At 74.4% G+C, this 17,891-nt stretch carries 17 protein-coding genes and 1 pseudogene; 7 read left to right on the top strand and 11 right to left on the bottom strand.

All coding sequences use genetic code 11. From position 1 onward, the window contains the following. The first annotated feature begins 809 nt into the window (after positions 1-809). The gene (locus tag ANAE109_RS25055; protein ID WP_158305919.1) at positions 810-1,589 is read left to right on the top strand and encodes a collagen binding domain-containing protein; all 780 of its coding nucleotides are present in this window, start codon (positions 810-812) and stop codon (positions 1,587-1,589) included. A gap of 153 nt (positions 1,590-1,742) precedes the next feature. On the opposite strand, the gene radC is transcribed toward ANAE109_RS25055, so the two are convergent. After that, positions 1,743-2,411: a DNA repair protein RadC gene (gene radC / locus ANAE109_RS20195; protein ID WP_012098748.1), complete on the bottom strand. Its 669-nt coding sequence runs from the start codon at positions 2,409-2,411 to the stop codon at positions 1,743-1,745. 134 nt (positions 2,412-2,545) lie between these two features. Here radC and ANAE109_RS24445 point away from each other — a divergent pair. Next, positions 2,546-2,701, top strand: a pseudogene (locus tag ANAE109_RS24445) (JAB domain-containing protein); the annotation flags it as partial. Positions 2,702-2,714: 13 nt separating this feature from the next. Here ANAE109_RS24445 and ANAE109_RS20190 read toward each other — a convergent pair. Together ANAE109_RS20190 and ANAE109_RS20185 are read right to left on the bottom strand one after the other, a co-directional pair. Next, entirely contained in the window at positions 2,715-3,440 is a 726-nt protein-coding gene (locus ANAE109_RS20190) for an NAD(P)-dependent oxidoreductase (protein ID WP_012098747.1), read from the bottom strand. Beyond that, on the bottom strand, positions 3,437-4,039 hold the full coding sequence (locus ANAE109_RS20185) for an Rrf2 family transcriptional regulator (protein WP_012098746.1): 603 nt from the start codon (positions 4,037-4,039) through the stop codon (positions 3,437-3,439). The genes ANAE109_RS20190 and ANAE109_RS20185 overlap by 4 nt, the downstream gene beginning before the upstream one ends. Before the next feature lie 103 nt (positions 4,040-4,142). Here ANAE109_RS20185 and ANAE109_RS26225 point away from each other — a divergent pair, with 103 nt between their 5' ends. Then, entirely contained in the window at positions 4,143-4,295 is a 153-nt protein-coding gene (locus ANAE109_RS26225) for a JAB domain-containing protein (RefSeq protein ID WP_083777031.1), read from the top strand. Between the two features lie 94 nt (positions 4,296-4,389). Here the strand turns inward: ANAE109_RS26225 and ANAE109_RS20180 are convergent, their stop codons facing one another. Together ANAE109_RS20180 and ANAE109_RS20175 are read right to left on the bottom strand one after the other, a co-directional pair. After that, positions 4,390-5,124 (bottom strand): hypothetical protein, encoded by a 735-nt coding sequence (locus ANAE109_RS20180; protein ID WP_012098745.1) that lies wholly within the window; start codon positions 5,122-5,124, stop codon positions 4,390-4,392. A 122-nt stretch (positions 5,125-5,246) separates the two neighbouring features. Beyond that, positions 5,247-8,171: a tetratricopeptide repeat protein gene (locus tag ANAE109_RS20175; protein WP_012098744.1), complete on the bottom strand. Its 2,925-nt coding sequence runs from the start codon at positions 8,169-8,171 to the stop codon at positions 5,247-5,249. A 378-nt stretch (positions 8,172-8,549) separates the two neighbouring features. On the opposite strand from ANAE109_RS20175, the gene ANAE109_RS20170 reads away from it, so the two are divergent. After that, entirely contained in the window at positions 8,550-8,951 is a 402-nt protein-coding gene (locus ANAE109_RS20170; RefSeq protein ID WP_012098743.1) for an SRPBCC family protein, read from the top strand. A gap of 17 nt (positions 8,952-8,968) precedes the next feature. Here ANAE109_RS20170 and ANAE109_RS20165 read toward each other — a convergent pair whose 3' ends face one another. Then, positions 8,969-10,060, bottom strand: coding sequence for a class I SAM-dependent methyltransferase (locus ANAE109_RS20165; protein WP_012098742.1), 1,092 nt, complete (start codon positions 10,058-10,060; stop codon positions 8,969-8,971). A gap of 203 nt (positions 10,061-10,263) precedes the next feature. Between ANAE109_RS20165 and ANAE109_RS20160 the strand changes: the two genes are divergently transcribed. Then, positions 10,264-10,989, top strand: coding sequence for a class I SAM-dependent methyltransferase (locus ANAE109_RS20160; protein WP_234945194.1), 726 nt, complete (start codon positions 10,264-10,266; stop codon positions 10,987-10,989). A 222-nt stretch (positions 10,990-11,211) separates the two neighbouring features. On the opposite strand, the gene ANAE109_RS20155 is transcribed toward ANAE109_RS20160, so the two are convergent. Both ANAE109_RS20155 and dacB read right to left on the bottom strand, forming a co-directional pair. After that, positions 11,212-11,682 carry a single-stranded DNA-binding protein gene (locus tag ANAE109_RS20155; protein ID WP_012098740.1) on the bottom strand — a complete coding sequence of 157 codons (471 nt, stop codon included), beginning with the start codon at positions 11,680-11,682 and terminating at the stop codon, positions 11,212-11,214. Between the two features lie 192 nt (positions 11,683-11,874). Continuing rightward, positions 11,875-14,064 carry a D-alanyl-D-alanine carboxypeptidase/D-alanyl-D-alanine-endopeptidase gene (gene dacB, locus ANAE109_RS20150; RefSeq protein ID WP_234945193.1) on the bottom strand — a complete coding sequence of 730 codons (2,190 nt, stop codon included), beginning with the start codon at positions 14,062-14,064 and terminating at the stop codon, positions 11,875-11,877. 140 nt (positions 14,065-14,204) lie between these two features. Between dacB and ANAE109_RS20145 the strand changes: the two genes are divergently transcribed. After that, positions 14,205-14,768, top strand: a complete 564-nt coding sequence (locus tag ANAE109_RS20145; protein WP_234945192.1) for a Fur family transcriptional regulator — start codon at positions 14,205-14,207, stop codon at positions 14,766-14,768. 12 nt (positions 14,769-14,780) lie between these two features. On the opposite strand, the gene ANAE109_RS20140 is transcribed toward ANAE109_RS20145, so the two are convergent. Then, positions 14,781-16,643 carry a methyltransferase gene (locus tag ANAE109_RS20140; protein WP_041448552.1) on the bottom strand — a complete coding sequence of 621 codons (1,863 nt, stop codon included), beginning with the start codon at positions 16,641-16,643 and terminating at the stop codon, positions 14,781-14,783. A 60-nt stretch (positions 16,644-16,703) separates the two neighbouring features. Then, positions 16,704-17,045 carry an SPW repeat protein gene (locus ANAE109_RS20135; RefSeq protein WP_012098736.1) on the bottom strand — a complete coding sequence of 114 codons (342 nt, stop codon included), beginning with the start codon at positions 17,043-17,045 and terminating at the stop codon, positions 16,704-16,706. Between the two features lie 156 nt (positions 17,046-17,201). On the opposite strand from ANAE109_RS20135, the gene ANAE109_RS20130 reads away from it, so the two are divergent. After that, a complete protein-coding gene (locus tag ANAE109_RS20130; RefSeq protein ID WP_012098735.1) occupies positions 17,202-17,510 on the top strand; it encodes a hypothetical protein in 309 nt (102 codons plus the stop codon). Positions 17,511-17,600: 90 nt separating this feature from the next. On the opposite strand, the gene ANAE109_RS20125 is transcribed toward ANAE109_RS20130, so the two are convergent. Next, positions 17,601-17,882: a polyhydroxyalkanoic acid system family protein gene (locus ANAE109_RS20125; RefSeq protein WP_012098734.1), complete on the bottom strand. Its 282-nt coding sequence runs from the start codon at positions 17,880-17,882 to the stop codon at positions 17,601-17,603. Positions 17,883-17,891 lie beyond the last annotated feature (9 nt).

Here is a 17,891-nt window from a genome sequence, read left to right as displayed (position 1 = left end):
TTCTGCGTCATCTGATCGCCTGCATCCCCTTGCCGTCGAGGAGGTGCGCGGAGGCGCGCTGAAAGGGGCGCCACGTCGCCGACCGGCCCCACGCTCTTTATCCCAGCGCCGAGCTCCCTCGCGTGGAGACTCGGGCGCGCTCCACGAGGAGCGACAGGGACGCCGGGGGGGTGAGGGGCCCCTTCCGCGGGCGCTGCCTCGCCGCGCCGCACCGTTGCGGTGATGAGCGGCACCAGCGGCGGCCTGAAGTCTGCGCCATCACCGCACGGATGGGATGCGATGAGGAGCGCGCAACGCACGGTATCTGCTGGAAGCGCGAGGCGTGGGTCCACCGTCTCGCCCACGCCCGATCTCCTGCGCCTATTCACCGTGTGGGAAGCCGAGGGAGGTGAGTGTGGATGAAGGGGGCATAATATAGCTGTCCCGGCGGCCGCCGGGGGGGGGATGACTCATACAGGATCAGCGGCACCACATCCCTACATCGAGATGCGGCCCCGTCGACGCTGTATGCCGGAGCAGGCCGGCCGCCCACCCGTTGACATGCGTATTCACTTTTCGTCATGATCGCAGTGCTCTGAAGAGCGGAGGATGTGGCCATGAGTGGTTCTCACGGTACGATCATGCCGCGCGCTTCTTCACAGGGAAGCATGGCGGCCGCGTCGCGGGAACCAACGTTCTTGAGTGCGCGGGCCCGCCTAACCGGAATCTTCGGAGCGGATGTCAGAGCGTGCGCTGCACTGTTCGCTTGCCTGGGCTCTCTTGACCTCACGGGCTGCGGAGCCGACGCGACCGATCCGAGTCCCGCAGCGATGTACAGCATTTCGGGCACAGTGCGGGGAGGCGCGGGCTTCACGATTTCGCTATCTGGGACGGCGACCCGTTCCACGACTACGGATGCAAACGGGAACTACAGCTTCAGTGGCCTCGCGAATGGCAGCTACACGGTGACGCCGAGCGACAGTGCGTACGCGTTCTCGCCGCCGAGCTCGGACATCAGCATCACGAGCGCGAACGTCACCGGGCAAGACTTCACCGCCTACGCAAGCGCGATGTACAGCATTTCGGGCACAGTGCGGGGAGGCGCGGGCTTCACGATTTCGCTATCCGGGACGGCGACCCGTTCCACGACTACGGATGCAAACGGGAACTACAGCTTCAGTGGTCTCGCGAATGGCAGCTACACGGTGACGCCGAGCGACAGTGCGTACGCGTTCTCGCCGCCGAGCTCGGACATCAGCATCACGAGCGCGAACGTCACCGGGCAAGACTTCACCGCCTACGCGAGTGCGAGGTATTGGGACGGGTGCACCCCCGATGCCTGCGGTCCCGCCATGGGCGCGCCGAACTACCTGTGCACCGACGGTACCATCGGCGGCCCCGGCCCGTGCAAGCGCGGTGAGGGCGGTGATTGCGGGTGGTCGTACCGTTCGTGCCCGACCGTTACGCTGTGCGCGGGGTGCGTCCTCCTCGGATACTCAGCGACCGCATGTGAGCCGCCGCAGGCGGGCGTGTCGGGGCCGTCCGGGCAGTGCGTAGCCGGGCCGGACGACACCTGCTCCGAACTGCTGCTCCAGTGCTTCACGCCGTGACCGGTCACGGCTCGAGGCCCGCTGACGTCGACACCTCAGGAACGCCTGGCCGCGTCGGTCAGGCGTGATGGCCCTGACGGGATTCTCCTAACGGACGGGCCGCGGCTCGGGCCCGCGCGCGCAATGACGCAGTCGCGGGCCCGAGAAGCTCGTTCAACGCCGCCACCTCCCCGCCTCGACGAAGCTATAGTAGCCGCCCGCCGCCACGATCACGTGATCCCGCGCGAGCACGCCGACAAGCTCGGCCGCGGCGCGCAGGCGTTCTGTGAGATCCGCGTCGTCCGCGCTCGGACTCGGGTCCCCGCCGCTCGGGTGGTTGTGCACAAACACCACCCCGTGCGCGCCGCTCCGGACCGGCTCGCGCAGCGCGTCTCGGGGCGACACCGGGCACTGCGTGAGCGAGCCCTCGGCGATCTTCACTGTCTTGATGAGCCGCCCGCGCACGTCGAGTAGCACGGTGTGGAACTCCTCCCGCTCGGCGTGCGCGAGGGGCCTCATCAGCTCGAACACCCGCGCAGGGTCGAGAATCCGCTCGCCCCGCTTCGGCGGCGACCATCCTCCGCGCCGGCCGAGTTCGAACGCGGCGGCGATTGCCGCCGCCCTCGCTGGGCCGATGCCGGGCTGCTGCTGTAGCTCCTCCGGCGGGGCCCAGGCGATCTGGGACAGCGGCAGCGCATCGAGCAGCCGCTGGGCGGCGTCGCGGATCGATCTCACACCTGCGGTAGGCCCGAGCAGGATAGCGAGCAGCTCCGCGTCCGACAGCGCACGCAGTCCCACCTGCTGCATGCGCTCATGGACGGCCTCGGCGGATCGCTTGCTCACGACCGCACCTCGACTGCCGCTGCGTCCCGATTATGCCGACTGCGAACCGCACGAATCGCACGCCCACGCGCGATCCCGATGGGCGCTCCGCATAACGCGGAGGTCCGCATAACGCCGCTTATGGAGAGCTCTCCATAAGCGGCGATCCTTCCCCCAGCCCGGACGACGCCGACCTCACGGAGCGGCTGCGCGCCGGGGCGGAGCTGGTCGGGGTGCTCGCGCGCGATCACGTGATCGTCGCGGCCGGGGGCTACTACAGCTTCGTGGAGGCGGGGCGGTGGCGACGGTGAGCCGCCGCCCGGCTCACGCGATCCTGAAGCCCGCGTCCCACCCGAGGTCGCGGGTGGCCTTCTCGACGTCCACCGAGCCGTCCCGCTCGGCGACGTTGTAGACGCCCGGCCGCGCTCCCGTGATCGCGAGCTGCGCGGCCTTCGCGGCGGCGTCCACGTGCACGGAGCCAGGGCCGATGGGCGCGTCGAAGCCCGTCCCGGGCCCGTAGAACAGCCCGTAGCGCAGGACGACGCCCTCGAGCGGCGCCTCCAGCACCTGCCGCTCCAGGCTGAGGACGCCGGTCACCGTCCCGCCGTAGGTCGGGTGCGTCTCCGGCAGGAGCGGATCCTCCTCGCGGTGGGGCGTGCGGCCCTCCGCGTAGATGAACCCGATGCTCTGGGCGATCAGCCGCCGGGCGCCGGCGTGTACCGACGCCGCGACGAGGTTGCGGGTGCCCTCGTCCCGCAGGCGCGCGTTGCGCACGAGGGCGTCGCTCATCTGGCTCGCGTCGAGCGCGTAGGGCAGATCCGTGAGCTGGTGGATGACGACCTCGGGCCGGACGTCGGCCACGATGCTCCGCAGCGCGGCGGCGTCGAAGACGTCGACGACCACCGGGTCGACGCCCATCGCGCGCAGGAGGGGCGCCTTGTCGGTGGATCGCGTGGTGCCGACCACGCGCCAGCCGTCCGCCACGAGGAGGGGAGCGAGGCGCCGGCCGATCGCGCCGGACGCTCCCGCGAGGAAGATGCACTTGTTCATCGAGGACTTCTCCTTTTGCCTGCGTTGACTGCCGGGTGCTTCGAGCTCAGGGCCGCCGGGGCCTTCCCACGGCGCCCACCGCTCCTTGCCGCTGTCCGCCCGACCCTGCGCTCCTGGAACCAGGCCTCGGCGTCCCGGAGAAACGGCTCCGGCGCCTTCCGCTCGAACTCGTGGCCCAGGTCCGCGAGCGTTTTCGAGGCCAGGAAGCCCTGGAGCGCGCCCTCCGCCTCCTTCATGAACAGGTGGATGCGGCACATCCCGGAGATGCTCCAGGCCGGCGGCTCCGCGCCGAACAACGCGCAATGGCGCCGGATCTCGGCGCACTCGAACAGCGTCCGGTTGGGATCGACGGCCTCGAGCACGTCGCGCACCGCGATCCGCGCCGCCGGGCGGGCGAGCGCGAACCCGCCTCGCACGCCCTCCGTCGCCTCGACGAGCCCGGCCTTCTGGAGCCGCGTGAAGAGCTTCGCGAGAAAGCGCTCCGGCAGGTCCTGGAAGCGCGCGAGGTCGCGCACGCTGACCGGCTCCGAGCGGACCGCGAGGATCAGCAGCGAGTGCAGCGCGTACTCGGCACCAGCTCCGTACAGAGAGGATTTCATCTAGCACCTCACAGGTCGCAGATGTAGCTCGGAAGCAGCGTGCCCGTCAAGCCGAGCCACGTCGGCGAGGTCCGCATGACGCCGCTGATGCGTAGCTCTCCGTATTGCGGCGACCCTTCTCAGCCCGGACGACGCCGACCTCACGGAGCGGCTGCGCGCCGGGGCGGAGCTGGTCGGGGTGCTCGCGCGCGATCACGTGATCGTCGCGGCCGGGGGCTACTACAGCTTCGTGGAGGCGGGGCGGCGGCGACGGTGAGGTGCCGCCCGGCCGCCGAGCCGAGGCGCCGCGCCCGGGGACCCGGAGGGCCGTCGCGCTCGGCCGCTCCTCGACGAGCTGCTCGGCCGGAACGTCAGTTGATGTCGAACCACACCGAGTTCGAGTTCGGCGCGTAAGTCGCGGAGTACGCGCGGATCTCGAACCAGTGGCCGCTCGACGCCGACGGAGTGCCGGTCCACGTCGTCTCTGTCTGCGAGACGGACGATAGCGTCACCGCCCATGAGCTGCCGTTCGCCCACGTGACCGGCATGCTGGCGGTGATCGTCACGGGCACGCCCGAGTCGATGCCGTACGTGGGGGCGCCGTTCACGTCCCAGGAGATCGGCGTGAGCGTGTTTCCACCGACGCTCACCGTCAGCGTCGGCGGGGGCTCCACGGTGATGGAGTACGCGACGCTCGCTCCGGTGAGCGCGTACTGCTGCGTGCAGTTCGAGTCCTTGCACAGCCGGAGCGTGAGCGTTCCCGCGTGGACGCCCTGTGTGAGCGTGCTCGTCGTGTAGATCGTGGCCGAGTAGCTACCGTCGAGGTCCTGCGTGACGGTGGTCGTGCCGGCCATGAAGTGGGGATGGTCCGCCACGATGACCGGGTAAGCCATCGTCGTGGGCTCCGGGCTCAAGGTTGCACGGACCGTGACCGGAGCGGGGTAGCCCACCATCGCATGGGCGTCGATCGCAGCGGGGACGTACGTCACGGTGATCGAGGAACCACCACCTCCACCGCCCCCTCCGCCTTCACCGCCGTCATCGCCGCCGCTGCAGGCGAGCGCGACGGAGACGGCGACCACGAGCGCGACGAGCGACGGCTTCATGAGGGTCCCTCCCGTCCGGAGTCTACCTGAACGCGCTCATCGGACGGCAGCTACTTCCGCTGCTCGCCGGGTCGGCGCTGCGACCAACGGTAAACGCCTGCTCGGGCCCAGCGATGCCCTAGCTAGCGGCGCCGCGCCGGCTTGCTGACCGCCGCGGGGACCTTCTTCGCCGACGAGGGGGCGTTCATCGCGACCTGCTTGCCGGCGAACGTCAGGATCTTCTTCGCCTCGACCGTGTCGTCGCCGCGCAGCCCTGCCTTGAGCGCGCGCGCGGCGAGGGGCTTCGCGGCGGCGAGATCGCCCGCGACGTGGGCGGCGCGCGCCGCGGCGAGGAGCGCGCGCCCGTCGCGCGGTCCGGCGGCGACGGCGCGCTCGGCGGCGCGCCGCGCCTCGGAGGCCTCGCCCTCGGCGAGCCACGCGGCCGAGAGGAGGGTGAGGGCCGGGACGTCGTTCGGCCGCGCGAGGAGCACGGCGTCGAGCTCCGCGCGCGCGGAGCCTGCGAGCCCCGCCACGAGCCGGGCCTCCCCGAGCGCGCGGCGCGCCTCGAGGTCGGCGGGATCCATCCGCACCGCGTCCTCGAGCGGCGCGATGGCGTCCTTGGCGTGCCCCCGCGCGACCAGCACGCGGCCGAGCCCGGCCAGCCCCTCCGGCGCGTCGGGCTCGCGCTCGGCGGCGGTGCGATAGGCGCGCTCGGCGCCGGCGAGGTTGCCCTCGGCCTCGAGCGCCCGGCCGAGGGCGGCGTGCACGAGCGGGGGCGGGGTGCGTGCCAGCGAGAGCTTCTCGAGCAGGGCGCGGGCGCGGGGGGCGCGGCCCAGCGCGACGTCGGCGAGGGCGTACCAGACCGCGGCCTCGGCCGGCATACGGCCGTCTCGCCCCGTCGCCTCCAGCTCGCGCCGGGCCGCCGCGGGCTGGCCGAGCCGGAGCCTCGCGATGGCGCGCTGGATCCGGACCGCGCGGCCGTCGACCGGGGCGAGCGCGGCGAGGGCGGCGGCGGGCCGGCCCCTGCCGACCTGCGCGCGGGCGAGCAGGAGCCGATGCGAGACCTCGCGCGGCTCGAGCTGCACGGCGCGCGCGGCGGCGGCCTCCGCGCGGTCCCAGTCGCGGGCGGCGAGGTGGGCCTCGGCGAGCGCCGCGGCGAGCGTGCCGGTCTGCCCGAGCGACTCCGTCGCGCGCGCGAGCCGCGCCGCGGCCTCGGCCGGCTCGCCTCGCGCGAGCGCGACGCGGGCAGCGGCCAGCTCGAAGCGGAGCCGGAGATCCTGCGGCGGGGCGCTCGCGGGATCGGCCTCCACCGCGGCGAGCTCGCGGGCGGCGTCCGCCAGGTCGCGGCGGGTCGCGAGCCGGGCCTCGGCCGCGCCGACGACCGAGCGCGGGTGCGTCGGGTGCGCGCCGAGCGCGGCGCGGTAGAGCGCGAGGGCGCGGTCCGCGTCGCCCGCGCGGAGGGAGAGGTCGCCGAGCTCCGAGAGGGCGCGCAGGAGCGGCGGGTTCGCGCGCGCGGCGATCTCGAGCCGACCGCGGCCGGCCTCGAGCTCGCCGCGCCCGACGAGCACGCGCCCCGCGAGCTCCTGGACCAGCGGGGCGGACGACGGACGCGCGTCGAGGAGCGACCCCTCCGCGTCCTTCGCCTCGGCGGGCGACGCGGCGAGGAGGTAGTCCACGACGCGGCCGCCGTCGCCGGAGCGGGGATCGCGGGCGAGCTCCGCCGCGAGCTTGCGGGCGGCCTCGTCGCCGTGCTCGACGGCGAGCAGCGCGGCGACCTGGGCGGAGAGGGAGACGAGCTCCGGATCCTCGGACGCGCGGCGCGCCTCCTCCAGGAGGCGGGCGGCCTCGCGCAGCGAGCCGAGCGTGTCGCGGGCGAGCCCCGCGCGCGCCCGGACGCCGGCGGTGGCGGCGAGGGCGGTGGCGCGCTTGGCGTCCGCCACGAGGTAGACGGCGACCGCCGCGCCGACGGCGAGCACGATCGCGGCGGCGCCGAGCAGGCGGCGGCTACGGCGAAGCCGTGAGGGAGCGGGCGGAGGCGTCTCCGCGAGCAGCTTCTTCCGAAGCTCGTCGGCGAACTGCTGCGCGAGCCGATCCGCCTCGGCGGCGTCGGGCGCCGCGCCCGCGGGCGCGCGCAGCGCGCCCACGCGGCCGGCGGCGGACGGACCGATGACGTCCCGGGTCGTCTCGGTCGGGATCATGTAAAGCACCGAGCGCGACGGATCCGGCGAGAGCGGGGGAGGCGTCGCGGGGGCGCGGAGCGGCGGGGGGGTGATGGGAGCGGTCGCTCCCGCGCCCGGGACGGTACCCGCGGCGGAGGTCTCGCCCGCCGGCGCCACGCGCGAGAGCACGGGCGGGGCCCCTCGAGTCCCCGTCTCCGCTGTCGCGGAGACGCGCAGCCTGTCCTGAGCGGAGCGGCCGGAGGCCGCGGAGTCGAAGGGCTCGGGATGAGCGGTCTCAGGAGACGAGGTCGAGGTCGCGGTGGGGATCGCGGTCGAGGTCGCGGTCGAGATAGCGGTCCCGGTCGCGGCCGGGGCGGGGGCCGAGGTCGGCGCCGGCGTCGCGGCCGAGCTCGAGCGCCTCCTCAACCCGACCTGGATCGTCGTCTCCGAGTCTTCCTGCTCGGGCGCCTGCTTCGGGCCCGGCTGCGGCGTCACGGCTCCCACGCCGAGCTGCCGGCGTGCCTGGTCGAGCCAGCCGCGCACGCGCGCGTCCGCGGGCTGCAGCTCGACGGCCCGCTCGAGGTACGGCAGCGCCTGGGCGAAGTGCTTCTTCGCGACGAGCGCCTCGCCGACGAGGTTGAAGGCGTACGGGCTCGCCGGATCGACGGCGACCGCTGCCTCGAACTGCGCGACCGCGCCGCCCGCGTCGCCCGTGTCGAGGAGCGCGCGGCCCCAGACCACCCGGCCCAGGATCGACGACGGGTGGTGCTCGAGCCCGCGGCGGCACACCTCGACGGCGCGGGCCGCGTCGCCGCGCTCCACGAGCGCCTTCGCGAGCTCGACGAAGATGCGCGAGCGGGGATCGGCTGCGAGGATCTGCTCGTATTTCTCGACGATGGAGGGGGGCATGTCGGAGGGGCTCTGGAGCCTACCAACCCAAGGTCAGGCCCGACAGTCTTCGTTCGCAAGGCGCTGGCCGGGGAGGTCGGGGGACGTGGGGACGCCACGCCGGGCCGCGCCGTTCACGCGCGCCTGTGGGTGGCAGTGCCCGCGAGAGTCCTTGCCGCCCACCGGCATGCGATCGGTCCCGAGCGCCCGCCGGTCCGCGCGGCGCGAGGACGGGGTCGGGCGAGCAGCGGAACCCCAGTTGGATCGCGGCCCGCTCGGCGCCGAGCGCGAGGCGTGCGATCGCAGCGCCCGGTACGGTCGGGGAACCCGCGCTCGCGCCGGCGAACGGATGGCGCCGCGGCCCGACCGGCGACAAACCTCGTGCGGAGGTCGCCGCAGATGAGCTCCCTGCACGAGGTCCGGCACGTCAGCGTCTCCATCGCGCGCGCTCCCGCCGAGGTGTACGCGTTCGCGTCGAACCCGGAGAACCTCCCGCGCTGGGCGACCGGCCTCGCAGGGACGATCGCCAACGTGGGCGGCGCGTGGATCGCGGACTCTCCCGCGGGCAGGGTGACGGTGAGGTTCGTGGAGCGAAACACGCTCGGGGTCCTGGACCACGAGATCGTCCTCGCGTCGGGCGCGACGATCCACACGCCGATGCGGGTGGTTCCGAACGGGAGCGGCAGCGAGGTCACGCTCACGCTCTTCCGCCTGGAGGGCGTCTCCGACGAGAGGTTCTCCGAGGACGCGCGCTGGGTGGAGAAGGACCTGAACGCGCTGAAGCGGCTGCTGGAGCGCTGAGCGTCCTGGACCTCAGCTCACGGTCGCGCCACCAGGTACGCGTTCATGGGGTCGTGCGGGAGCTGGTGCACCTCGACCGAGCCGAACCCGGCCTCCGCGAGCATGGCGCGAGCCGTGTCGGTCCCCCACATCGTGCCGAGACCGTCGCCGCCCTGGGCGAGCGAGACGGCGAGGCAGTGCATCGTGGAGACCGTGTAGAGGAAGGGGCCGAACGGGTGGTCGCGGTTCTCGGCGACGTCGCTCGAGGCCTGGATGTCCTGCATGAGATAGACGCCGTCGTCGCGGAGCGTGCGGCGGATGCCGCACAGGAGGGCGAGGGGCGCCGGCTGATCGTGGACGGCGTCGAACGTCGTCACCGCGTCGAACGCGCCGGGCTCCGCCGAGCGATCGAAGTCACGGAGGTCGCGCTGGAGGAACCGCGCGTTGCCCAGGCCGAGACGCTCCGCCTGGCCCCGGGCCCACGCGACGGCGGCGCTCGACAGGTCGTAGCCGACGAAGCGGCTCCGCGGAAACCGCTCCGCCATCCGCAGGAGGGCGCGGCCCCGTCCGCAGCCGAGGTCTGCGAGCGCGGCGCCGGCCTCGAGCCTCGCCGCGAGACCCTCGGCGAGCGGGAGCACGTCCGAGAACAGCACCGTCAGGATGGTCTGCTCGGAGTCCTCCGACATCACCTCGTGGAAGCGGGCGTACCGCTCGTACGGGACCCCGCCGCCGGCGCGGAAGCAGGCGAGGACGTCGTCCTCGACGGACGCGACGACCGGGATGTACTGCGCGTACACCGCGAGGTTGTTGGGGGCCGCCGCGCGCGTGAGAAAGGCGGCGTGCTCCGCCGGGAGCGTGTACGTCCGGCGCTCGGCGTCGAACTCCACGATGCGGCCCGCGACCATCGCGCCGAGCCACTCGCGCACGTACCGCTCCTCGAGCCCGGCGGCGCGCGCGAGCGCCGCGCTCGGCGATCCGGGGTGCTCCGCGAGCGTGTCGAAGAGGCCCGTCCGGTGGCCCACGGAGATCATCACCGCGAGCGCCCCCGAGTTGAGGGTGGCGGCCATCCCCTCCGCGAACCGCTCCGCCCGCTTCTCGTCGAATGCCGTCGTGGAGCCCTGGAGCTTCATCACCCGCTCCTCTCCTCGCGAGGCCGGCAGCCGGCCCGCCGGCGCGCGACCGCCCCGCCGGGCTCTTGTGTGCGGGCGACGCGCGCGCGTCCACCGAATCCTCGCGGACCGCGCGCGGTCACGTGGTCGGCGAGCGGAGCCGTCCTGCGCGAGATCAGGGTTCGGTCAGGACCTCGGAGCAGCCATTCCGTAGCTTCGTCCTCGTGAACGACGCGCCCGGCGAGGCGCACGAGGAGACGGACATGCAAGCTGCCGAGACGATGAACGAGCTCGAGACGACGCTCGATCGCGAGGGCTTCGAGCCCGTCGATCACGCCGTCCGCGGCCGGCTGAACGCCTGGTTCCTCCGCGTCATGGACCGGCACCTCCACGCCGGCTACGGCGAGCTGAAGCGGGAGCTGTTCGGGGGCCTGCCGCGCACGATCGTGGAGCTGGGCGCCGGAGCCGGGGCGAACTTCCGCTACCTCGCGCGCGGGACGCACGTCATCGCCATCGAGCCCAACCGCCACATGCACGGGCACCTGCGAGCGGCCGCGGCCCGTCACGGGGTGACGGTGGACGTCCGGACGGCCGTGGCGGAGCGGCTGCCGCTCCCAGACGCCAGCGTGGACGCGGTGATCTCGAGCCTCGTCCTCTGCTCGGTCGCCGATCCCGGCCGCGCGCTCGCCGAGGTCCGCCGCGTCCTCCGTCAGGGCGGCCGGTTCTGGTGCGTGGAGCACGTCGCGGCGCGCGAGGGGAGCGCCGTGGCGCGCGTTCAACGATCGGTGAAGCGGCCCTGGGGCCGGCTCTTCGAGGGCTGCGACACGCGGCGCGACGTGGGGAGGCTCCTGGGCGAGGCGGGGTACGCCTCCATCGAGGCGCGCGCGTTCACGATGCCCACGGCGTTCGTGCCCATCCGGCCGCACCTCGCGGCGGTGGCGGTCAGGTGAGCGCGCCTGCCCCACGGCCCGCCGCCGCCCGCTCCACGAGCGCCTTCAGCTCTCGCTCGAGGCGCGGGCGGCCGCCGAACAGGGGTGGTGGATCAGGTCCAGAAGGGTGGAGGAGGACCGGCTCGCGCCGAAGGTCGGGACCGAGGCGCGGAACCAAAACGAGGAACGGCGGAGACCGTGGGTCTCCGCCGCCGTCCCGTCCGGTCTTCCCGGGGAGAGGACCTAGAACGGGATGTCGTCCGGCCCGCCGCCGTGGCCGTGGCCGCCGTCGTCCTCGAAGCCGCCCGGAGGCGTCGGCTCGTCGGGGCCGCCGTGACCGCCGCGGCCGCCGCCCGCACCGCCCATCCCGCCCCCTCGCCCGGCGCCGCCGCCGAGGAAGCGCACCGTCTCGGCGACGACCTTCACCTTGTAGCGCTCCTGGCCGGACTGCTTGTCCTGCCACTTGTCGGTCTTGAGGCGGCCCTCGACGTAGACCTGGCGGCCCTTCGCCAGGTACTCACCGCACTGCTCGGCCTGCTTTCCCCAGACCTCGACGTCGTGCCACTCCGTCTCTTCCTTCTTCTGCCCGGACTGCTTGTCGGTCCAGGAGCGGGAGGTGGCGATGCGAAGGTTCGCGACCGCCTGGCCGCCGGACGTGTACCGGACCTCGGGATCCTTCCCGAGGTTCCCGACGAGGATGACCCTGTTCACCATGGCGTCGCTCTCCTTGCGTGGCCGGCGGCCGAGCCGCGGGCGTCGTCATGCCGGCGCGTGGCCGGCGACTTTGCGTTCTCGGCGGCCGCGCACCGTTGCGCGGCCCACCGTGCAGGTAGCCTTAGCAGGGCGCTCTGACGGCCCGCACCGAGCCGCAGCGCGGGAGGCGAAAGCACCCGCTGGCTGGCCGATCTACCGCCGCGCCGGGCTCTGCGCCGGGGCGGTCGTGGAGGCGGGCAGGAGGGCGGGCGCGGCGCGGGCCGCGTCGCCGGCGCGCAGCGCCGCCTCCAGCCGTGGAGCGAGCGCCCGGGCGAACGCTCCCGCGTCGCCGGGCTTGTCGCCGAGCGCCTTCAGCGCCTCGCGCAGCGGCTTCTCGCCTTCCTCGGCGCGCGCGAGCCCGCGCGCCAGCACCGCGATGGCCGCGTCCTGGAGCGGCGGGGGCGCGGCGCCGAGCGCGCCGACGAGCTCCTCCGGCGCGCTCGCCGCCACCGCGGCGATGGTCTCCGCGAGCGCGGCGCCGAGCCTTTCGTCGCCGCCCGATCCGGGGGCGAGCTCGACGAGCCGCGCCAGGGCGTCCCCCTCGCCCTCCGCCGCGAGGTCGCCGAGCGACGAGATCACCGGCGCCGGCTCGTCCTGGCCGACCGCCGCCCAGAGCCGCCCGAGCGCCCGCGGATCGGCGGTGACCGCGTCGAGGAAGGCCCGCCGCGCGGTCTCGCCGTCGGGGTCGGAGAGGTAGACGCTCTCCGCCACCGCCAGCCGGAGGGCGGGATCGGTCTCGGCGCGGAGCGCGGTGCGCAGGAACGAGACGTTGCGCGGGTCGCCCGCGCGCCCGAGGCCGTAGTAGGTGCCCACGGCGACGGCGAGCTCGGCGGGCGCAGCGGCGGGGATCGCGGTGGCCGCCGGCGCGTTCGCGAGCGCGACCGCGGCGTCGAGCCCCTCGCGCGTCCCGCCGCTCGCGGCGATCGCGGAGCCGAGCGCGTCCACCGCCCGCACCACGCCCGCGTGCCGGCCGGGGTAGTCGTTCACGAGGATGGCGAAGGCCAGCGTCCGCTTCCCGGCGGTCTCGACGTAGCCGGAGAGGCTCGTCACGTTGTCGAGGGTGCCGGTCTTCGCGCGCAGGTGCCCGTCCGCGGCCGTGCCGTCCATGCGCCAGCGGGTGGTGCCGTCCCGGCCGGCGACCGGCAGCGAGGTCACGTACTCGGCCTGGAGCGGAAAGCGCGACCACATGGCGCGGAGCAGCGTCACGAGCTGCCGCGCGCTGAAGCGGTTGGCGTCGTTCAGGCCCGAGCCGTTCTTCATGACGTACGCGCCGCGCGAGACGCCGATGCTCGCGAGGAACTCCCCCGCCGCCTCCACGCCCTTCGACCAGGACCCGGGCGCGCCCTTCGCCTCGGCGCCGAGGGTCTTGAGGAGCTGCTCGGCGACGAAGTTGTTCGAGCTCTTGTTCAGGCGGCGGACGATCTCGGCGAGCGTCTCCGACTCGGCGACGTGCACGAGCTTCGCGCCGGGAGGGACGGTGCCGACGCGGATCGCGCCGGTGACCTTCACGCCGCGCAGCTCGAGGAGCTTCGCGAGGGTGTGGCCGAGGTAGCGGGGGGGATCGTCGATCTTGCGCCACACGGCCTGCACGCGGCTGCCCGCGGGCACCGGGCCGGAGACCACGATGCGCTGCTTGCCGTTCACGAGCGACGACTCGACCGTCACGTGGCGCCGGCCCCGCGGTCCGACGGTCCTGGTCCGGTTCACGACCTCGAAGTACGCGCTCTGGGGCTCGAGCTCGACGCGGCCCTTCTGGCCGCGGCGATCGCCCGGGGCGACGTACACCGCCACCGTGTTCCAGTTGAGGGAGAGCGCGCCGGTGGGAGCGAGGTAGGACCTGTCGCCCTCCTCCTGGTCGTAGCCCGGGCCGATGCGCTCGCCGTCGAAGAAGCCGTCGTCGAGGACCACCTCGCCGATGCGCCGGATGCCCTGGTGGACGAGCTCGCCCGAGACGGCCCACAGCCGCTCGGTGACGAGGGTGGGATCGCCGCGACCGCGCACGTACAGCGTGCGCACCGAGGCGGCGCGCGCGGACGCGGGGTCCACGAGCAGCTCGGTGGAGAAGCGGTACCCCGGGCCGAGGCGCGCGAGGGCCGCCGCGGAGGTGACGAGCTTCACGTTGGACGCCGGGTTGAGGAGCACGTCCGCGTCCCGCGCGTAGAGCACCTCGCCGGACGCGACGTCCGCGACGACGACGCCGGCGCGCGCGCCGGACAGCGCGCTGCCCTCGACGATCGAGCGCAGCGCGGCCTCGAGCTCGCGCCGGGTCGGCGGCTCTGCGGCAGAGGGAGCGGAGAGGAGGACGGCGAGGGTCGCGGCGGCGACCCTGACGGTGGCGATCACGGAGCTCTCTCTTACCGGATGGGCGACCGCGTGGACAGCGTGCGTCCCGGCGGGCGCGAGGAGAACGCGCGGCAGGGGGCCGGACATTTCCGGGGCGGGCGTTTGACAGGGTAGACGGCCGCTCGCTAGCGTACGCGGCCGTGAGACCGGGTCGCATGGAGGGCGCCACGAGCGCACAGGTCCAGGAGGCGCTGGACCGCTTCGCGCGCTTCCTCGAGAGCAAGGACCTGCGGCTCACCGAGGCGCGGGCCGCCATCGTGGAGGCCGCGATGGCCCGCGAAGGCCACTATCCGATCGAGGAGCTGATCGCCGATCTGAAGCAGCGCGGCATCCGCGGCTCCAAGGCGACGGTCTACCGGACGCTCCCGCTCCTCGCCGAGGCGGGCATCCTCGAGCCCGCCATCCTCGCCGGCGAGACCCGCAGCTACGAGACCACCTTCGGCCGCCACCACCACGATCACCTGCGCTGCGGCCGGTGCGGGAAGGTGGTCGAGTTCGAGTTCGAGGCGTTCGAGATCCTCCAGCGCGAGGTCGCGACGCGCTACGGCTTCCGGCTCGAGAGCCACCACCACGAGCTGGTCGGGACCTGCCCGGAGTGCCTCGCCAAGGGCGACGACGCGCCCGCGCCCGCCGAGGCCGTCCAGCCCGCGGCTCCCGAGCCGCCCGCGCCTCCCGGGCCGTCGGATCCGGCCGCCGGCGGCTGAGCTCCCAGCGCCTCACTCCCCGATGACGCGCCGGATCGCCTCCGCGTGCGCCAGGCGGGCCTCCACCCGCTCCACCAGCTCGCGCCGCGCGCGCTCCACCGCCCGCGGCTCGAGCCCGAGCGCGCGCCCGACGAGGGCGTCGAGCTCGCGCTGCGCGGTGCGGGCGAGCATCGCCCGCACGTCCGTGGTGACCGTCTCCGCCGAGAGCGCGCCGCGCAGCTCCGCGAGCTCCCGCCCCGCCGCGGCGAGCGCGGCCGGCGAGGGGAAGGGGGCCGCGGCGAGCACGCGGCAGTCGACGTCGGCGATGGCCTGCGCGCCCGTGAGCTGCCGCGCCGCCGCGTCGATGGCGAGCCGCACCGGCGTCGCGCCCAGCACCAGCGCCACCTGCCACGGCGGCAGCTCGCGCGGGAAGAGCGCGTGCCACTTCTTGTCTTCCCACAGCCCCTCTGCGTTCAGGAACGCGAACGCGCGCGCGCTCACCTTGGCCGGGTAGAGCACCGGCGCGGCGCCGCGTCCTGGCGCGAGCCGCCACCACGGCGCCCGTCCCGCGCAGGTCGGCCGGCGGTGCACGCCCGCCTCCTCGCCGCGCCGGACGTAGGCCCGCGCCGCACGCGACGGCTCACCCGGGCGGAACAGCACCCGCGCCGGCTCGGCGCGCTCGGGCGCGCGCGCCTCCTTGAGCGACGCGAGGAGCGGGACCACGTCGGTGGCGGCGAGCGCCACCTCGCCCAGGAGCGCCGACTCGTACCGTCCGCCGCCGAGCGGCCGGAGCTGGAAGAAGGCGTTGCAGCCGGTCTTCGTGCCGAAGCGGACCTCGCACACGTCGCCGAGCGCGAGCGCCACCGCCGGCGCGGCGGCGGCGCGAGGGGCGAGGCGCAGGCGCGGCGAGGAGCTGCCGCGGGCGAGCGCCTCGAGCTCCGCCGGCGCCAGCGCGGCGAGCGGCACCGCGGCCTCCGCGGGGCGGACGTCCCCGGCGCCCTCGGCCCAGACGGCGAGCAGGGTGTCCACGGACGCGGCGAAGCTCCCCGCGGCGCGCGAGCGGAGGCGGAGCACGAACCCGCCGCGCGCGCGCGCGTCCGCGACGAGGGGCGCGGCGGAGCGCGAGGTGTCGAGCGCGCGCGGCCAGACGAGCGCGACGACCGGCGCGCGGCGGAGCGCGACCGCTGCGAAGTGGGCGGAGAGATCCGCCTGCCGCGACAGGCCGCTCGCCGTCACCGCGCGGGCCTTCTCGCGGGCGGGGAGCGCCTCGTGGCGCAGGAAGGGCGGGTTCGCGAGCACGAGCCCGGCCTGCGGCCACGGCTCCGAGGAGAGCGCGTCGCGGGCGCAGAGCTCCGCGCGCGCGCCGAGCAGGGCGAGCCGGCCGCGCGTCGCCTCCACCGCCAGCGGCGAGAGGTCCAGCCCGGCCAGGGCGAGGCGCGCGCCGACTCCGCGCGCGAGGCGCTCCGCGGCGCAGAGCAGCGCTCCTCCCCCGCAGGCGGGGTCCAGCACCGCCAGGCCGTCGAGGGCGCGCGCGAGCCGCGGGGACGGCGCTCCGGCGAGCAGCGCCGCGACCGCGTCGGCCGGAGCCGGACCGCCGCGCCGGGCCGCCGCGTGGGCGAGCCCGAACGCTGCGAGCAGGCGCGCCTCGGGCGCGGGCGTGAATACCGCTCCCCGCGCCCCGCCCAGCGCGCGCGCGCAGATCGCCTCGAGCAGCGCGTCGTCGAGGAGCGGCGACCCGGACCGGACGTCGCCGCCGTCCGCAGCGACGCCGAACCCGCCGAGCGGCCCCGCCGGCGCACCGCCGAGCCGGGCGAGCGCCGCCGCGAGCTGCGCGCCGGGGGCGAGCGGCGCGAGCGCGGCGAGGGCGGCCTCGATCGGCGACGGGGGCGTGCGCACGCCGGCCCGTTGTATCAACTCCGGCCGCCGACCGCTCGGCCGCCCGGGGCTCCTCGCTGCTCAGGCGCGGGCGTCGGCGCGACCCTGGGGCGGCGGGGGGAGGCGGGGCACGAGGCGGGCGCTCGGGACGAGCGCGAGGAAGACGAGGAGCAAGCCGGACGAGAGCTCGGCCATCGCCGCGGCCCGATCCGCGGAGTCCCTCGCCGTGACCATGAGCCAGAGGGCCGGACCGGTGAGCGTGAACCGCGCGCGCGGCCACTCGAGCGCGGCGAGCGTCGCGATGCAGACCAGCAGGCCCATCGCCACGTCGTGCAGGATCGGCCCGACGGCGCCGTATCCGAGCACGAGAGGCGCGAGCATGAGCCAGAGTCCCACCGCGAAGCTCGCCCAGCGCGCGTACATGCCATCGGCAAGGTGGCGGCGCGCTCGCGCGCTTTCAAGCTCGGCGCCGCCGGGGTGGACGGGACGGCTCCCTCGGCGCCGTCGCCTGGAAAGTGGCGACGTCACCCGCCCCGGCTAGGATGCGCCCACCCCGATGCGTTCCGGCAGGATCGCGGCATGCCCCGCCGTCGAACGGACCGCTCGCGCCCGGATCCCGCCATGACCTACGCCGAGGAACGAGTCGCTGCCGAGATGGGCCGGGTGATGCTGGCGCTCTACCGGGCGGGGATGCAGGTGCGGCTGTGGCCGGACGCCATGAAGGGCAGGGCGAGCGCCCGCATCGTCCCGGGACCGTCGGCCAAGCGCCGTCGTGGCGAGGCGCCGCGCGCCGTGACGGGCGTGGGCGACTCGCCCCTTCAGGCGATCTACGCGGCGGTGGAGCGGATGAACGAGCGGTCCGGCGCGATCGTGGTGCCGCTGGAGTAGGAAGGGCTACGGACTTCAGGCTCCAGGCTTCGGCAACCGCCTTGCGAGCCTCCCGCAGTCGACAGCCCGCAGCCTTCCAGGCACCCGCCGCTACGGGAAGAGCCCGTCGAGCTTCTTCTCGATGTCTTCCTGCACCTTCTGGCGCATCGAGCCCGGGATCAGCATCGGGAACTTGAGGTCGACGACGACCTCCTCGTCGCGCACCGAGTAAGCGCCCGACACGCCCATCTTCGAGACCTTGCCCGTCTTCGACCCGCCGTCCTTCTGGTAGTCGAGCGAGAGCTTCTGGGCGATCCGCTCCATCACCTCGTCGACCTTCGTGTAGATCTCGCCCGCGCTCTTGCCGGGATACTTCCTCGTGATCTGCGGCATTCGTTCTCC

The organism is Anaeromyxobacter sp. Fw109-5, from assembly GCF_000017505.1.
GTDB lineage: Bacteria > Myxococcota > Myxococcia > Myxococcales > Anaeromyxobacteraceae > Anaeromyxobacter.
The sequence above is the reverse complement of the archived record's forward strand: the minus strand, read 5'-3'. Positions and strand labels throughout refer to the sequence as shown.

Excerpts from the sequence above, each read along its gene's own strand:
- ANAE109_RS25055 (WP_158305919.1), top strand. The coding sequence starts at position 810 with ATGTACAGCATTTCGGGCACAGTGCGGGGAGGCGCGGGCTTCACGATT.
- ANAE109_RS20165 (WP_012098742.1), bottom strand. The coding sequence starts at position 10,060 with ATGAAGCTCCAGGGCTCCACGACGGCATTCGACGAGAAGCGGGCGGAG.
- ANAE109_RS20170 (WP_012098743.1), top strand. The coding sequence starts at position 8,550 with ATGAGCTCCCTGCACGAGGTCCGGCACGTCAGCGTCTCCATCGCGCGC.
- ANAE109_RS20155 (WP_012098740.1), bottom strand. The coding sequence starts at position 11,682 with ATGGTGAACAGGGTCATCCTCGTCGGGAACCTCGGGAAGGATCCCGAG.
- ANAE109_RS20175 (WP_012098744.1), bottom strand. The coding sequence starts at position 8,171 with ATGCCCCCCTCCATCGTCGAGAAATACGAGCAGATCCTCGCAGCCGAT.
- ANAE109_RS20180 (WP_012098745.1), bottom strand. The coding sequence starts at position 5,124 with ATGAAGCCGTCGCTCGTCGCGCTCGTGGTCGCCGTCTCCGTCGCGCTC.
- ANAE109_RS20125 (WP_012098734.1), bottom strand. The coding sequence starts at position 17,882 with ATGCCGCAGATCACGAGGAAGTATCCCGGCAAGAGCGCGGGCGAGATC.
- ANAE109_RS20190 (WP_012098747.1), bottom strand. The coding sequence starts at position 3,440 with ATGAACAAGTGCATCTTCCTCGCGGGAGCGTCCGGCGCGATCGGCCGG.
- ANAE109_RS20185 (WP_012098746.1), bottom strand. The coding sequence starts at position 4,039 with ATGAAATCCTCTCTGTACGGAGCTGGTGCCGAGTACGCGCTGCACTCG.
- ANAE109_RS20135 (WP_012098736.1), bottom strand. The coding sequence starts at position 17,045 with ATGTACGCGCGCTGGGCGAGCTTCGCGGTGGGACTCTGGCTCATGCTC.
- ANAE109_RS20130 (WP_012098735.1), top strand. The coding sequence starts at position 17,202 with ATGCCCCGCCGTCGAACGGACCGCTCGCGCCCGGATCCCGCCATGACC.